Below are 13,230 nucleotides of genomic sequence, written 5' to 3' on the forward strand. Positions count from 1 at the left end.
GAGCCGTCGCGTCCGGGGCGGGCTACGCGCCCGCCCCGGTCGCGTTGCCTGCTCTACTGCTGCGCCTTGACGGCCTTGCTGAACGTCGGGTTCCCGTCGGGACCCACCGTGTAGATGCCGTAGTCGGTCAGCGTGGTGTCCCCGTTCTTGTCGAACGAGTACGTCCCGAGAACCGAGCTGCGGTCCTTCGTGGCGAACAGGGCGTCGAGGACGGCCTGCTTGTCGTCACCCTTGTCGCCGAGCCCCTTGATCGTGTCGATGAACAGCTGCATGCCTTCGTACCCGTAGATCGCGTACGGGTCGGGGGTCGCGTTGCCGTACTTCGCCTTGAACGCATCCAGGAACTTCCTGCCGCCCGGATACGCCTTGAGGTCGAGCGTCGCGACGGTGCACTTGAACCTCGGTGCCAGCGACTTCGGGATGCCCTGCTTGGAGGGGTTGGTGAAGCCGGACTCGCACACGCCGTCGGGGCCGTAGAGCTTCGCGTTCGGAAGCGCCGCCGCGACGTCCTTGTTGATCTGCACCGCACCGTTGGCGGTCACGCCGGAGAACACGAAGCAGTCCGCGCCCTGGCCCTTGATCTTCGAGGCGTAGGAGCGGAAGTTCGGCGCCGACTTGTCGATGCCCTCGTTCGAGACGATGTTGACGCCGACGTTCTTCGCCTGGATCTCCATCAGGCGGGCCAGGCCCGCGCCATAGGTCTCCTTGTCGTTGGCGATCGCGACCTTCGTGCAGCCGTCGTTCTTCATCAGCGTCAGCAGCGCCGCCGACTGGATCGTGTCGCGCGGCACGATGCGCAGGTACGTGCGCTTGCCCGTCGGGTAGTACTTGTCGGGCTCACCCTTCTCAGAGCCCGGCTCGCTGGTGGTCAGGCCGACGTACGTGTTCGCCGGTGAGACCTGCGGGATCCCGGCCTGGTTGAGGATCGGGATCGAGATCGCGCTCGCACCCGAGTTGAACTCACCGATGTAGCCGACCGCCTTCGGGTCCTGGGCGACCTTCCGCGCGTCCTGCGCGGTGGCTCCCGGATCCCAGTTGCCGGCCTGAGCGGTCGAGTCGTCGAGCGACTCGTACTTGATCGTCCAGGCCCCTGCCTTGTTCTTCGCCTGGTCGAGCGCCAACTTGATGCCGTCGACCATCGCGGCAGTCTGATCCTTCGACGCGCCCTGCAATGGCAGGCTCGAGTAGATGTCGACGGTGCCGCCGGCGCTGGCGGTGCTGGCGCCCGTGCTTGCACCGGTGCTTCCTCCGCCGCCGTTGTCGTTGCCTCCGCATGCGGCCGCGCCAAGCGCGAGCGCACCGACGCAACCGACGACGGCCATGGAACGTAGCCTCACGTAATTCCCTCCAGTCAGAGTGAAGCTGATGTGCGGGCGGGATAGTACGCCCCCACGAGGTCGGAGAGCAATCGACAACTGGTCCTGCAGTCAGTCGACCACGAGCTCGCGGTCGTACGCCAGGCCCGTCGGCGAGGCTCGCCAGAGCGCCAGGCGCTCTGGCGGGTCGGGCAGAGCGAGGTAGGCGTCGACCACCGCGCGACGGTCGTTGCCGTCCTGCCCCGCCCGCTCGATCGCCTCCAGCACGCGGCGCATCGCGTCGCGCCCGTACGGCGCCCACGGTCCCGGCGGCCGGCCGAACTGCCGCGCGAAGCGGGCGGTGAACGCGGCGTCCGGCTGCGGCGGGCCGACGATGACGACCGAGGAGGCGGCGGGGCCGAGCGAGCGCGCGACGCCGTCGTCGGACAGCGCCGCCGGCGCCACCATCCACAGCCCGGGCATCTCGTGGTGCAGCGCGCGGAACAGGCCGGCCGGCGCGTCGTGGACGGTTGCCGCGAACGTCGCGCAGTCGGGCCCGCGCTGCGCGACGTCCTGCGCGGCGCGCTCGCGCGCGTCGGGCTCGGTCCGGACCTGGTCGTCATAGACGACGCGCATCCCGAGGCGGTCCGCGGCCTTGCCGACGAGCTCGGCGAGGCTGGCGTCGAAGGCGCTGGGCGCCCGCAGGAGCGCGATGCGCCGGCAGCCGTGCTCGTGCATGAGCTCCGCGATCGCGCGCGACTGGGTGGCGTCGCGCGGGGCCATGCGGCTGAACGTGGCCTCACCCGACGGCCGGTACTTGGCGGGCTCCCCCGCGCCCGACCCGTCGCCACCGGTGAAGCCGTCGTAGGTGGCGCCCGGGCTGACCTGCAGGATGCCCTGCTCGTTGAGCGGCGGCAGCGAGAGCGCGGTCGCCGCGGCGTCCTGCCCGCCGACGTAGGCGATGGCGTGTGGGTCCGCGGCGGCGACCTTGGCGGCCTCGAGCGTCGCGTCGGGCTTGAACTCGCCGGCGGGCCCCGCATCGTCGAGCGTACGGAGGCTGACGGGATAGGTGCGCGGGGTGCCGGCGATCTCCCCGATCGCCATCTGCTCGCCGTCGAGCACGTCGCGGGCGCGCTCGGCGGCGGCGCCGCGCAGCGGCAGGGCGGAGTAGATCGTCAGGTCGTCGGGCGGCGTCGTCGTCTGCGGGCCGGAGCTGCCGCAGGCGAGGAGGACGCACGCCAGCACCCCGGCGGTGAGGACGCAGATGATGGCCCGCGAACGCACGGCGGGCCGGGAACTAGTCGGTGCGGTTGCCCGGAAGCGAGGGAAGGACGATGCGTACCGTCGCGGCCAGGAAGAGGACCAGCGCGGTCAGCATGAAGGCGTCGAACCCCTTGACGCCGATCGACCAGAGGACGATCCAGATGACGAGCCCGAACGTTGCGGCAACGGTGAGAAACATGCGAGCGGGATCCTATCCGACGGGGGCGGCGGAGTCGGTGTGGGCGGGCGGCGCCGCCAATCCCGCGGCCAGCTCGGCCACGAGGCGCCCGACCTCCGTCGCCGGGTCCTGCGCCTCGGCGGCGGCGCGGACGAGCCGCGAGCCGACGATGACGCCGTCGGCGCCATCGGCCGCCGCCCGTGCGGCGTCCTCGGGGGTCGAGATGCCGAAGCCGAGCGCCACGGGGACGCTCGTCGACCGCTTGACCCGGGCCAGCAGCTCCGACGCGTCGCCGCCCCGGCGCTCCCCGGTCGTGCCGGTCACCGCGACGGTGTAGACGAAGCCGCGCGCCAGCGCCCCGATGCGCGCCAGGCGGTCGTCCGGCGTGGTCGGCGCCACCAGCGCGACGAGGGCGAGGCCGGCGGCATCGCACGCGTCGCGCAGCTCGGCGGACTCCTCGAGCGGGACGTCGGGCACGATCAGCCCGGCCGCCCCGGCCCGCGCCGCCTGGTCGACGAAGCGTTCGATCCCGCGCGCGAGCAGGATGTTCACGTAGGTCATGAGCACGACGGGCGCCCGGGGCGCCAGCGCCGCGCAGACCTCGAGGACGCCGTCGGTCGTCGCCCCGGCGGCCAGCGCGGCGGTGCCGGCGGCCTGGATCACGGGCCCGTCGGCGAGCGGGTCGGAGAACGGGATGCCGAGCTCGAGGAGGTCGGCGCCCGCGTCGATGCAGGCGTCGCCGATGCGCCGCGACGTGTCGAGATCCGGGAAGCCGCCCATGAGGTACGGCATGAGCGCGGCGCGCTTGTCGGCGCCCGCGAAGGCGGCCGCGATGTGCTCGATGCCGGTCATGTGCCCGCTCACGATCCGATCCGTCCCAGGGTCGAAGCCGTCCTGTGTGAGGACCCGCGGGGTCTCACTCGATGCCCAGCCGCTCGAGCGCCTCGGCCAGGTCCTTGTCGCCGCGACCGGACAGGCAGATCAGGTCCAGCTCGCCCGCGCCCTCGCCGAGGACCCAGGCGACCGCGTGTGAGGACTCGAGCGCCGGGATGATGCCCTCGAGCTCGGCCAGGGTCCGGAACGCGTCCAGCGCCTGCACGTCGGTGACCGCCTCGTAGCGCGCGCGCCCCGTGTCGCGCAGATGCGCGTGCTGCGGGCCGGTGCCGGGGTAGTCGAGCCCCGCCGAGATCGAGTGCGCCTCGCGGATCTGGCCGTCCTCGGTCTGCATGAGCGCCGACATCGCGCCGTGCAGGACGCCCGCCCGGCCGCCGACGGTCAGCGGGGCGCCGTGGCGCATGGTCGCCAGGCCGTCGCCCCCGGCCTCGACGCCGATCAGCTCCACACCGGGGTCGTCGAGGAACGCGGCGAAGGCGCCGAGCGCGTTGGACCCGCCGCCCACGCAGGCGACGACGCGACCCGGCAGGCGGCCGTGGCGCTCGAGGATCTCGGCGCGCGCCTCGTCACCGATGCGGCGCTGCAGGTCGCGCACCATCGCCGGATACGGCGCGGGCCCGACCACGGAGCCGATGACGTAGTACGTCGTCGCGACGTTCGTCACCCAGTCGCGGATCGCCTCCGACGTGGCCTCCTTCAGCGTCCGCGCGCCCGCCTCGACGGGATGGACGCTCGCCCCCAGCAGCTGCATCCGCAGGACGTTGGGCCGCTGGCGGCGCATGTCCTCGGTGCCCATGAACACGACGCACTCGATCCCGAGCAGCGCGCAGGCCGTGGCGGTGGCGACGCCATGGGAGCCGGCCCCCGTCTCGGCGATGATCCGCTCCTTGCCCATCCGCCGGGCGAGCAGCGCCTGGCCGAGCGCGTTGTTGAGCTTGTGCGAGCCGGTGTGCATGAGGTCCTCGCGCTTGAGCAGGACCGTGCGGCCGACGCGCTCGCTCAGGCGCTCGGCGTGGTAGAGCGGGGTCGGGCGCCCGCAGTAGTCGCGCAGCAGGCCGTCGAGCTCGGCATGGAAGGCGGCGTCGCCGCGCGCCTGCACCCACGCCGCCTCGAGCTCCTCGAGCGCGGGCATGAGCGTCTCGGGGACGTACTGGCCGCCGTAGGGGCCGAAGCGGCGCTCGACGGCCTCGGCGGGCGTCATGCGTCGGCCTCCGCGGCCGCGGGCCCGGGCTCGGCGACCGCGGCCGGCTCCGGGACGGGAGCCAGCGCCGCGTCCGTCTCGGCGACGGCGGCGAAGAACGCCTCGAGCACGTCGGGGTCCTTGCGGCCCGGCTCGGCCTCCACGCCGCTGGCCACGTCGACCGCGAACGGCTCGGCCGCGACGATCGCGGCGCCGACGTTCTCGGGCGTCAGCCCGCCCGCGAGCAGGAGCGGGATGTCCGCGCGGCGCGCGCGCAGCAGCACCGGGTCGACGGGCTCGCCGGGGCGCGCGCTGTCGAGCAGGTGGAAGTCCACGGAGCGGTACGCGTCGAGCGCGCGCACGTCGCCGGCGTCGCCCACGCGCACCGCGCGGATGACCTTCGCCCCGGTGCGCCGCCCGACCTCCGAGCAGAACGCCGGCCCCTCGTCGCCGTGCAGCTGCACGAGGTCGAAGCCGATGCGGTCGTGCAGGCGCACGATCTCGTCGAGCGGGTGGTTGACGAAGACCCCGGCGACGAGCGTCCGGCGCTTGACCGCGGCGGCGATCCGCGCCGCCTCGGCGGGCCGGCACCGGCGCGGCGACGGGCGGTGGAAGATGCAGCCCACCGCCCAGGCGCCGAGCTCCACCGCGCGCTCAGCGTCGTCGACGTTGGTGATGCCGCAGATCTTCACGTTCGTGGCCACGCCCCCATTCTCGCAAGGCGGGCCCGGCAGCGATCCGACGTCTCGCGGCCGCCCCCGCCCGCGGCTGACGCCCCGGCGCCGGCTCAGCCCGACTGCTGGGCGCTCGGCCGGTTGCCGAGCGTGATCTCGGCGCTCATCTTGCGCCCGCCGCGCAGGAACGTCACCTTGATGCGGTCGCCCGGCTTCTTGGAGGAGACGATCGCGGCGACGTCGTCGCTCGTGACGATGCGGCGGCCGTCGATCTGGGTGATGATGTCGCCGCCGAGCTGCACCGACTCGCCCGTCGCCAGCTGCGCCGAGATGGCGCCCGCCTTCAGGCCCGCCTTGTCCGCCGACGAGCCGCGTTCGACGGTCTGGATGAGCGCGCCCTGGCGCACCGGCAGCCCGGCGCCGTCGAGCGAGCCGTCGATCGTGCGGGTGCTGATGCCGAGGTACGCGCGCTTGACCGGCTCGCCGCGCTTGAGCGCCGGCAGGACCTGCTCGGCGGTGTCGATCGGCACCGCGAAGCCGATGCCGACGTTGCCGCCGCCCGAGCCGCCGGTCGCGATCTGCGAGTTGATCCCGATCACGCGCCCCGCGGCGTCGAGCAGCGGGCCGCCGCTGTTGCCGGGGTTGATCGCCGCGTCCGTCTGCAGCACGTCGCGGATCGCGAAGCCGTTGGGCGCCTGGATCTGGCGCTGCAGGGCGGAGATCACGCCGGTGGTCAGCGTGCGGTCCAGCCCGTACGGGTTGCCGATGGCGAGGACCGGGTCGCCGACCTGCACGGACTTCGCGCTGCCGAGCCGCAGCGGGTGGAGGTCGATGCCGTCGGGTTCGACGCGCAGCAGCGCGATGTCGTTGTCGGTGTCCTTGCCGACGACTCGGGCGTCGACGGTCTTGTCGTTGTCGAACTGGACCGTGATCTTCACCGCGCCGTCGACGACGTGGGCGTTCGTGAGGATGTCGCCGGCCGAGTCGATGACGAAGCCGGAGCCGGTCGCCTCCCCCTGCTGGGGCTGGCCGAAGCCGAACGGCGACTGGCTCTGCGCGACGACCTGCGCTCGCACGAAGACGACGCCCGGCGCGTCGCGCTTGTAGATGTCGCGGGCGGTCAGCCGCTCGCCGGCGTTCGCCGAGCGCGTGCTCGGCGAGTCCTGCAGCGCGGCCTGCTCGATCACCGTGGTCGTGGTGTGGTCGGTGCCGCCGACGCCGAGCAGGACCGCCACGGCCACGGCCACGGCACCGCCCAGCAGACCGGCGAGGACCGGTATCGCTGCCTTCCTCATCGCCCTTGATCGTGGGAGCCCTGCCTCAAGGCAGGCTGAAGACGGCCGCAGGCACGGCTAAAACCCGCCGGGAACGGCGGTCAGAGCACCTCGTCGGTCGGCTCGGTGCCCCCGGCGAGCTCGCGCAGCGCCTCCTCGGGGTCAGGCGCGCGCATGAGCCGCTCGCCCACGAGCACGGCGTCGATGCCGACCCGCTCGAGCTCCTCGAGCTGCTCGCGCGTGTAGAGCCCCGACTCCGAGACCACGAGCTTGCCCGCCGGCACGTCGGAGAGCAGGTCGAACGTGCGGTTGAGGTCGACCGAGAAGTCGGTGAGATCGCGATTGTTGATGCCGATGACGTCGGCGTCGATCTCCAGCGCGCGCTCGAGCTCCTCCTCGTCGTGGACCTCGACGAGGACGTCGAGGTCGAGGTGCATCGCGTCCTGGTGCAGCGCCGCGAGGTCGTCGTCGTCGAGCGCGGCGACGATCAGCAGCAGCGCGTCCGCGCCCGCCGCGGCGGTCTCGTAGACCTGGTAGCGGTCGACGATGAAGTCCTTGCGCAGGATCGGCAGGTTCGTCGTCCGCCGCGCCTCTCGCAGGTCGTCCAGCGTGCCGCCGAAGTGCTGGCCCTCGGTGAGGATCGACAGCGCCGCCGCGCCGCCGCGCTCGTAGGCGCAGACGATCTCCTCGACGGTCGCCCCGTCACGGATGCTGCCGGCCGACGGCGAGCGGCGCTTGTGCTCGGCGATGATCGAGACGCCGGGCCCCGACAGCGCCTCGGAGAACGGGCGGTCCTCGCCCCGGTGCGCCAGGCGCGCCTCGAGCTCGGACAGCGGGACCTCGCGGCGCCGGCGCTCGACGTCGCTGCGGGTCGAGTCGACGATGCGCGACAGGACGTTCATCCGTCTCCCAGTCGGTGCGTGATCTCGACGTAGCGCTCCAGCGCGCCCGCGGCGGCACCGGTGTCGATCGACGCCTGGGCGGCCGTCACGCCGGCGCCGATCGAGTCGGCGCGGCCGGCGGCGTAGATGGCGGCGCCGGCGTTCAGCACGGCGAGGTCGCGCGGCGCGCCGTGCTCACCGGCGAGGATGGCGCGCGCCGTCGCGGCGTTGTCGGCCGGGGTGCCGCCCATCACGTCCTCGAAGCGCGCCGGGGCCAGGCCGAAGTCAGCGGCCGAGACGCGGTAGGACCGCCGCTCCTGCGAGTCCCCCACCTCCACCACGCGGGTGACGCCGGACGTGCTCATCTCGTCAAGGCCATCCTCGCTGGACACTAGCAACGCACGGTCCGTTCCCAGCCGCTGCACCGCGCCCGCCATCCGCTCCAGGAACGAGCCGTCGGCGACGCCCACGAGCTGGCGGCGGGCCCCGGCCGGATTCGTCAGCGGGCCGAGCAGGTTGAACACGGTGCGCACGGCCAGGTCGCGGCGGACCGGGATCACGTAACGGGTGGCCTGATGATGGGTGGGCGCGAACAGGAAGCCGAAGCCCACCTCGTCGATGCAGCGGCCGACCGCCGCGGGGGACAGGTCGATCCTGGCGCCGAGCGCCTCGAGCACGTCGGCGGCGCCGGACAGCGACGTCGCGGAGCGGTTGCCGTGCTTGGCCACGGCGCACCCGGCGCCCGCCGCGATCACCGCCGCGGTGGTCGAGACGTTGAACGTACGCCGCCCACCGCCCGTGCCGACGACGTCGAGCAGATCGTCGCGGGCCGTGGTGACGGGCGTCGCGAACTGCCGCATCGCGCGGGCAAGGCCGGCGAGCTCGTCCTCGGTCTCCGCCTTCGTGCGCAGCGCGATGAGGAACGCGGCGATCTGGACCTCGCCGGCGTCGCCGCTCATGATCGTCGACAGCACCGAGGCGGTCTCGTCGACCGACAGGTCCTCGCCCGAGGCGACCCTGTCGATCGCGGCGGTCAGGACGGGGTGCGGCACAGGAAGTTGTCGAGGATCCGCTTGCCGTCGTCGGTGAGCACCGACTCGGGGTGGAACTGGACGCCCTCGGCGGGCAGCTCGCGATGACGCAGGCCCATGACGACGCCGCCGCCGGTGGCGCTGACCTCGAGCTCGTCGGGGAGGGTGTTCGGATCCACGATCAGGGAGTGATACCGGCCGACGGTCAGCGGCGCCTGCACGCCGGCGAAGATCGTGCGCCCGTCGTGCTCGATCACGGTCGTCTTGCCGTGGACGGGCTCGTGGCGGATGACCGTCGCGCCGAACGCCTGGCCGAGCGACTGGTGGCCGAGGCAGACGCCGAGCGTCGGGATCCCCGCCTCGGGGAAGCGGCGCACCGCCTCGAGCGAGATCCCGGCCTCGTTCGGCGTGCACGGGCCCGGCGAGACGACGACGCGGTCGGGCGGGTCCTCCAGCAGCTCGTCCACCGCGGCGCGATCGTTGCGCACGACGTCGATCCGGGCGCCCAGCTCGCCCAGGTACTGGACGAGGTTGTACGTGAAGGAGTCGTAGTTGTCGATGACGAGGACGCGGGTCATGTCGACCGCTTCCATGCGCGGAGACCGCTTCGCTTCAAGGTGACCGCTTCGCTCCAGGGTGACCGCTTCGCTCTCGGCCTCACACCTTCGCTTCGGGATTGCGGGGTGTGACCGCTCCGGTGTTCGGCCATGTTGCTCATGCCCAGTCCTCCTGGGCGCAGGCGAGCTCGAACGCCTGCTTGACGGCGCGCGACTTCGCCTCGGACTCGCGGAACTCGTACGCGGGCTTGGCGTCCGCGACGGTCCCGCCGCCGGCCTGGATGTGCGCGACGCCGTCCTTGACGACGACCGTGCGGATGTGGATGCACGTGTCGAGGTCGCCGGTGTAGCTGAGGTAGCCGATCGCGCCGCCGTAGCCACCGCGCTTGACCGGCTCGAGCTCGTCGATGATCTGCATCGCGCGGACCTTCGGGGCGCCGCTGAGCGTGCCGGCGGGCAGCACCGAGCGCAGGGCGTCCATCGCGCCGACGTCGTCGCGCAGCGTCCCGGACACCGAGCTGACGATGTGCATCACGTGCGAGTACGTCTCGACGGCCATGAACTCGTCCACGCTCACGGTGCCGTACCGGCAGACCCGGCCGAGGTCGTTGCGGCCGAGGTCGACGAGCATGACGTGCTCCGCGCGCTCCTTCTCGTCGGCGAGCAGCTCGGCGGCGATGCGCTCGTCCTCCTCGAGGTCGCCGCCGCGCGGCCGCGTGCCGGCGATCGGCCGGGTCGAGACGCGGTCGCCGGAGACGGTGAGCAGCGGCTCGGGCGAGGCGCCGACGACCTGGAAGTCGACGAAGTCCAGGAAGTACATGTACGGCGACGGGTTGACCGCGCGCAGCCCCCGGTAGATCGAGAACGGCTCCTTCTCGATGGGCGCGCTCCAGCGCTGCGACGGCACGACCTGGAAGGCGTCGCCCGCGTGGACGTACTCGACGATCCGCGCCACGTTCGCCTCGAAGCGCTCGCGGGGCATGTTCGCCTGCCATCGGGGCGCCGCCACGGCGCGGGGCTGCGCGCGGGGCGGCGGCACGGGCCCGGCGAGCGCCTCGCGCACCTCGTCGACCACGTCCGGGTCGGCCATCGCGACCACGGTGATCGTGTGCTTGAGATGGTCGAAGGCGACGAGCGCGTCGGTGAGCATGAGCGCCATGTCCGGCAGGCCGACCGGGTCGGGGTTCGGCGGCCCGAGCGGCTCCACCGTGCGTACGAGGTCGTAGCCGAAGTAGCCGACCGCCCCGCCGGCGAACGGCGGCAGCCCCGGCTGTGGCGCCAGCCGCGTGCGCCCGACCTCCTCGGCCGCCAGCGCGTACGGGTCGCCGGGATCGCCGAGCGACCAGCGCAGCACCTTGCGCGGACGTACGCCGATGAAGGACCAGCGCCCGACGCGCTGGCCCTGCTCGGCGGACTCGAGCAGGAACGCCGGGCCGTGGCCACGCAGCTTGAGGAACGCCGAGACCGGGGTCTCGCAGTCCGCGATGAAGGTGTGGGTGACGGCCTGCTCAGCGGCGACGGCCATTGAGCACCTCGCACGCGTCCGCCAGCGTGCGCTCGCGGCCGTGCAGCAGCACGGTCAGGTGGAAGAGCAGGTCGGCGGCCTCCTCGTCGACGCGGTCGTCGGTCTCCTCGCGCGCCGCCCGGACGACCTCCTCGGCCTCCTCCTGCACCTTCTCGCCGCGCAGCGGCGCGTCATCGAGGAGCTTGACGACGTAGGAGCCCTGCGGGCGCTCGGCCGCGCGCTGGTCGAGCGTGCGCTCGAGGGCGGGCAGCGCCTCGTGCGGCGCGGTGGCCTCCGTGTCGCCGCGGTGGAAGCAGGTGCGCTCGCCGGTGTGGCATGCCGGCCCCGCGGGCTCCACGAGCGCCAGCACCGCGTCGCCGTCGCAGTCCAGGCGCAGCGCGCGCACGGCCTGCGTGTTGCCCGACGTCGCGCCCTTGTGCCAAAGCTCGCCGCGCGACCGGCTCCACAGGTGCAGCTCGCCGCTCTCGTGGGTGCGCCGGAGGGCGAGCTCGTTCATGTACGCGAGCGTCAGGACCTCGCCGGTCCGCCAGTCCTGGATCACGCATGGGACAAGGCCCTGGGCGTCAAAGGAGATCTGGTCGGCGTCGAGTCCCACTGGCATCGGGCGATGCTACTCGGCCGTGCGCCGAGCTCCCTCCGGCGGTTCTCGGCGGATTCCCGGCGCGCGCCGGGTACCTTCGCCGCGATGGCTCCGCCGCTGCTGCATCGCCGCCTGATCTACGTGACGGGCAAGGGCGGCGCCGGCAAGACGACGGTCGCGGCGGTGCTGGCGCTGGCGGCGCGCGCGGCCGGGCGGCGGACGTGCGTCGTCGAACTCGCCGGGCTGGCCCGGGTCGCCGCGATGTACGGGCGCCCGAGGCTCGAGGGCGGCGCCGAGCAGCAGCTCGACGACGGCCTGTGGACGCTGTCGATCGACCCCGAGGCGGCCGTCCGCGAGTGGTTCTCCAGCCTGATCTCGCGGCGCCTGGCCGACCTGCTCGTGCGCTCGGGCACGTTCTCCGCCTTCGCCCAGGCCGCGCCCGGGGCACGCGAGCTCACCGAGGCGGCGAAGGTGTGGGACCTCGTGCAGGACGGACGCTGGTCCGGCGCGGCGCCGTTCGACGTGGTCGTCGTGGACGCCGCGTCGTCCGGCCACGGGCTGGGGATGCTGCGGGCGCCGGCGACGTTCGCGGCGATCGAGCGGGTCGGACCGCTCGGACGTCAGGCGGCGACGTTCCGCGACTTCCTCGCCGACGAGCGCGCGACCGGCGTCGTGGGGGTCGCCGAGCCGGCCGAGCTGTCGGTCACCGAGGCGCTCGAGCTCGAGGCGAGCCGCCCGCTGGCGGCGATCGTGGCCAACGGCGTCATGCCGCGGCGCTTCACGCGCGCGCAGCTGGCGACGGTGCGGGCGGCGGCGGACGGACCGGTTGCCGCGGCCGTCGAGCTGGCCGCCGAGCGCGTGCGCGAGCAGCAGGCCCAGCTCGCTCGCCTGCGGCGCCAGGCGCGCGCGCCGGTGCACAGCCTGCCCCTGCTGGCCGATGACGGGCCCGGACCCGAGGCCTGCGGGCGGCTGGCGGCGCGCCTCGCGCGCGCGCTCGCCTGATGGCCGCTACTCGATGCCCAGCCGGTCCAGCAGCCCCTCGTCCGCGCGCCACGAGCGCCGCACGCGGACGGAGAGGTCGAGATGCACGCGCGACCCGAGCTCGCGCTCGAGCTCGCGGCGGGCGGCGGTCCCGATCGCCTTGATCATCTTGCCGCCGGAGCCGATGACGATGCCCTTCTGGGAATCGGTCTCCACCCACAGCAGCGCGCGCACGAGGGCGAGGTCGCCGCGCGGCCACTCGACCTCCTCGATGACGACCTCGACCGAGTGCGGCACCTCCTGGAACGTGCGGCGCAGCACCTGCTCGCGGACGAGCTCCGCGAGGATCACGTCGCGCGGCTGGTCGGACCCCTCGCCCCGCTCGTAGAAGAACGGCCCCTCGGGCAGCAGGGCGATGAGGTGGTCGACGAGCGGCTTCATACCCATGCCGGTGCGGGCGGAGACCGGGAATATCTCGTCGCCGATCTCGAGCTCGGCGGCCTGCTGCAGCGCGAGCACGGTGCCCGGGTTGTCGAGCCGGTCGACCTTGTTGACCGCGATGACCACCGGCACCTTGGCGGTGCGCAGCGCGGCCGCGATGAAGCGGTCCCCGGGCCCGGCGCCCTGCTCGCCGTTGAGCACCATCAGCGCGCCGTCGGCGTCCTCGAGCTCGCGCTCGACGCGCCGCTGCATGCGCTCGGTCAGCGCGTCGCGGGGGCGCTGGACGCCCGGGAGGTCGACGAGCACGAGCTGCCAGTCGTCGCCCGTCGCGACGCCGCGGATCGCGCGCCGGGTCGTCTGCGGCTTGTCGGAGACGATCGCGACCTTGCGCCCCACGATCGCGTTGACCAGCGTGGACTTGCCGACGTTCGGCCGGCCCGCGAGGGCGATGAAGCCCGAGCGGGTCACGGGTGGTG

At 73.3% G+C, this 13,230-nt stretch carries 14 protein-coding genes; 1 reads left to right on the forward strand and 13 read right to left on the reverse strand.

Annotated elements, in window-relative coordinates:
* Nucleotides 1–53: 53 nt before the first annotated feature.
* The 12 genes from DSM104329_RS19580 to hisIE form a co-directional block, all read right to left on the reverse strand.
* A complete protein-coding gene (locus DSM104329_RS19580) occupies nt 54–1,322 on the reverse strand; it encodes a branched-chain amino acid ABC transporter substrate-binding protein (RefSeq protein ID WP_259311535.1) in 1,269 nt (422 codons plus the stop codon).
* Nucleotides 1,323–1,427: 105 nt separating this feature from the next.
* Complete coding sequence (locus DSM104329_RS19585; RefSeq protein ID WP_259311536.1) at nt 1,428–2,579, reverse strand: ABC transporter substrate-binding protein; 1,152 nt, start codon at nt 2,577–2,579, stop codon at nt 1,428–1,430.
* Between the two features lie 13 nt (nt 2,580–2,592).
* Nucleotides 2,593–2,757: a hypothetical protein gene (locus DSM104329_RS19590; RefSeq protein WP_259311537.1), complete on the reverse strand. Its 165-nt coding sequence runs from the start codon at nt 2,755–2,757 to the stop codon at nt 2,593–2,595.
* A 12-nt stretch (nt 2,758–2,769) separates the two neighbouring features.
* Nucleotides 2,770–3,600, reverse strand: coding sequence for a tryptophan synthase subunit alpha (trpA, locus tag DSM104329_RS19595; protein ID WP_259311538.1), 831 nt, complete (start codon nt 3,598–3,600; stop codon nt 2,770–2,772).
* A 52-nt stretch (nt 3,601–3,652) separates the two neighbouring features.
* A complete protein-coding gene (trpB, locus tag DSM104329_RS19600; RefSeq protein WP_259311539.1) occupies nt 3,653–4,831 on the reverse strand; it encodes a tryptophan synthase subunit beta in 1,179 nt (392 codons plus the stop codon).
* Nucleotides 4,828–5,514 carry a phosphoribosylanthranilate isomerase gene (locus DSM104329_RS19605; RefSeq protein WP_326924450.1) on the reverse strand — a complete coding sequence of 229 codons (687 nt, stop codon included), beginning with the start codon at nt 5,512–5,514 and terminating at the stop codon, nt 4,828–4,830. Before DSM104329_RS19605 ends, trpB begins: the two co-directional genes overlap by 4 nt.
* Before the next feature lie 83 nt (nt 5,515–5,597).
* A complete protein-coding gene (locus DSM104329_RS19610; protein ID WP_259311540.1) occupies nt 5,598–6,779 on the reverse strand; it encodes a S1C family serine protease in 1,182 nt (393 codons plus the stop codon).
* Between the two features lie 80 nt (nt 6,780–6,859).
* A complete protein-coding gene (gene trpC / locus DSM104329_RS19615; RefSeq protein ID WP_259311541.1) occupies nt 6,860–7,660 on the reverse strand; it encodes an indole-3-glycerol phosphate synthase TrpC in 801 nt (266 codons plus the stop codon).
* Entirely contained in the window at nt 7,657–8,691 is a 1,035-nt protein-coding gene (trpD, locus tag DSM104329_RS19620) for an anthranilate phosphoribosyltransferase (protein ID WP_259311542.1), read from the reverse strand. The genes trpC and trpD overlap by 4 nt, the downstream gene beginning before the upstream one ends.
* On the reverse strand, nt 8,673–9,263 hold the full coding sequence (locus DSM104329_RS19625) for an anthranilate synthase component II (RefSeq protein ID WP_259311543.1): 591 nt from the start codon (nt 9,261–9,263) through the stop codon (nt 8,673–8,675). The genes trpD and DSM104329_RS19625 overlap by 19 nt, the downstream gene beginning before the upstream one ends.
* A gap of 121 nt (nt 9,264–9,384) precedes the next feature.
* Entirely contained in the window at nt 9,385–10,752 is a 1,368-nt protein-coding gene (gene trpE / locus DSM104329_RS19630; RefSeq protein WP_259311544.1) for an anthranilate synthase component I, read from the reverse strand.
* Nucleotides 10,736–11,353: a bifunctional phosphoribosyl-AMP cyclohydrolase/phosphoribosyl-ATP diphosphatase HisIE gene (gene hisIE / locus DSM104329_RS19635; protein ID WP_259311545.1), complete on the reverse strand. Its 618-nt coding sequence runs from the start codon at nt 11,351–11,353 to the stop codon at nt 10,736–10,738. The genes trpE and hisIE overlap by 17 nt, the downstream gene beginning before the upstream one ends.
* Before the next feature lie 84 nt (nt 11,354–11,437).
* Here hisIE and DSM104329_RS19640 point away from each other — a divergent pair, with 84 nt between their 5' ends.
* Entirely contained in the window at nt 11,438–12,334 is an 897-nt protein-coding gene (locus DSM104329_RS19640) for an ArsA-related P-loop ATPase (protein WP_259311546.1), read from the forward strand.
* Between the two features lie 6 nt (nt 12,335–12,340).
* Here the strand turns inward: DSM104329_RS19640 and era are convergent, their stop codons facing one another.
* Nucleotides 12,341–13,222 (reverse strand): GTPase Era, encoded by an 882-nt coding sequence (gene era / locus DSM104329_RS19645; RefSeq protein ID WP_259311547.1) that lies wholly within the window; start codon nt 13,220–13,222, stop codon nt 12,341–12,343.
* Nucleotides 13,223–13,230 lie beyond the last annotated feature (8 nt).

It is taken from the genome of Capillimicrobium parvum, assembly GCF_021172045.1.
In the GTDB taxonomy this organism is placed as follows: Bacteria; Actinomycetota; Thermoleophilia; order Solirubrobacterales; family Solirubrobacteraceae; genus Capillimicrobium; species Capillimicrobium parvum.

Bases quoted from the DNA above. Each gene is read 5' to 3' on its own strand.
- DSM104329_RS19625 (WP_259311543.1), bottom strand. From the start codon at position 9,263: ATGGAAGCGGTCGACATGACCCGCGTCCTCGTCATCGACAACTACGAC.
- DSM104329_RS19640 (WP_259311546.1), top strand. From the start codon at position 11,438: ATGGCTCCGCCGCTGCTGCATCGCCGCCTGATCTACGTGACGGGCAAG.
- DSM104329_RS19580 (WP_259311535.1), bottom strand. From the start codon at position 1,322: ATGGCCGTCGTCGGTTGCGTCGGTGCGCTCGCGCTTGGCGCGGCCGCA.
- hisIE (WP_259311545.1), bottom strand. From the start codon at position 11,353: ATGCCAGTGGGACTCGACGCCGACCAGATCTCCTTTGACGCCCAGGGC.
- trpC (WP_259311541.1), bottom strand. From the start codon at position 7,660: ATGAACGTCCTGTCGCGCATCGTCGACTCGACCCGCAGCGACGTCGAG.
- DSM104329_RS19610 (WP_259311540.1), bottom strand. From the start codon at position 6,779: ATGAGGAAGGCAGCGATACCGGTCCTCGCCGGTCTGCTGGGCGGTGCC.
- trpB (WP_259311539.1), bottom strand. From the start codon at position 4,831: ATGACGCCCGCCGAGGCCGTCGAGCGCCGCTTCGGCCCCTACGGCGGC.
- trpE (WP_259311544.1), bottom strand. From the start codon at position 10,752: ATGGCCGTCGCCGCTGAGCAGGCCGTCACCCACACCTTCATCGCGGAC.
- DSM104329_RS19590 (WP_259311537.1), bottom strand. From the start codon at position 2,757: ATGTTTCTCACCGTTGCCGCAACGTTCGGGCTCGTCATCTGGATCGTC.